Source organism: Streptomyces calidiresistens (genome assembly GCF_014141525.1).
Classification (GTDB): domain Bacteria; phylum Actinomycetota; class Actinomycetes; order Streptomycetales; family Streptomycetaceae; genus Streptomyces; species Streptomyces calidiresistens.
Window position 1 is genome coordinate 1 of sequence record NZ_VKHS01001164.1, and the last position, 1,237, is coordinate 1,237.

Here is a 1,237-nt window from a genome sequence, read left to right on the forward strand (position 1 = left end):
CCTCACGCACCCCCACCCGCGGCACCCCCGCACCGACCCGCACCGGAAAGGAAGCGCGCCATGCGTCTCGGACTCGCCCTGGGCTACGGCGGAGAGCCCATCGAGCAGGTCCTGCCGATCGTCGAGCACGCCGAGCGGATCGGCGTCGACTCGGTGTGGAGCGTGGAGGAGTACGGCCCCGACGCGGTCAGCGTCCTCGGCTACCTGGCCGCCCGCACCGAACGGATCGCCCTGGGCACCGCCGTCATGCAGATCCCGGCCCGCACCCCCGCCGCCACCGCCATGACGGCCATGACCCTGGACGTGCTCTCCCACGGGCGCTTCCACCTCGGCCTGGGCCTGTCGGTGCCGTGGATCGTCGAGGGCTGGCACGGCCAACCGTATGACCGCCCGCTGCGCCGCACCCGCGAGTACGTGGACATCGTCCGGGCCGCCATCGCCCGGGGGGAACGCGTCCGCTACGACGGGGAGATCCACCAACTCCCCTACCGGGGGCCGGGGTCCAGCGGCCGGGCGCGACCCGTCCGGTCCGAGATGACCCCGCTGCGCCCGCGCATACCCCTCTACCTGGGGGCCATCGGCCCGCGCAACCTCGCCCTCACCGGGGAGATCGCCGACGGCTGGCTCTGCGGCATGTACGCGCCCGAGCACGAGAAGGCCCTCACCGCCCCGCTGGACGAGGGCATCGCCCGGGCCGGCCGCTCCCCGGAGGACGTGGCGATCTGCCCCATCCCCTACGTCGCGCACGCCGACACCGTCGAGGAGGGGCGCGACGCCCTCCGGCCGCTGTTCGCGCACCTGCTGGGGGCCGTCGGCCCCGGCGGCCGCAACACCTACTTCGACGTCGCCCTCTCCATGGGGTACGAGGGCGCCGCCCGCGACATCCGCGACCGGATGGCCGACGGCGACAAGCCCGGTGCGGTCGCGGCGGTGCCCGACCGTTTCCTCGACGAGGTCGCGCTGCTCGGCCCGATCCCCGCCATGCGGGACCGCCTGGCGGCCTGGAGGGAGACCCGGGTGGACACCCTCATCCTCCTGGACCGGGACCCCGGGCTCCTGGAGGTGGCCCGGGAGGTCCTGTGACCTTCGGGCGGCCGTGTCCGACCTCCCCCGGGCCCGAACCCGCGCTGTTCGCGGAAGAGATCACCGTAATGCGCGGCGACCCCGGCCCGGGCCGGCTCCGGGGACGCCGGTGGGACGCGTGGGGCGAACGGGGAGCCGGCCCCCGGTACCGGCC

1 protein-coding gene is annotated in these 1,237 nt (G+C 75.3%); it reads left to right on the top strand.

Annotated elements, in window-relative coordinates:
- Positions 1-60 precede the first annotated feature (60 nt).
- Entirely contained in the window at positions 61-1,083 is a 1,023-nt protein-coding gene (locus FOE67_RS26150; protein ID WP_182667297.1) for an LLM class F420-dependent oxidoreductase, read from the top strand.
- Positions 1,084-1,237: the final 154 nt, after the last annotated feature.

Bases quoted from the DNA above. Each gene is read 5' to 3' on its own strand.
- FOE67_RS26150 (WP_182667297.1), top strand. From the start codon at position 61: ATGCGTCTCGGACTCGCCCTGGGCTACGGCGGAGAGCCCATCGAGCAG.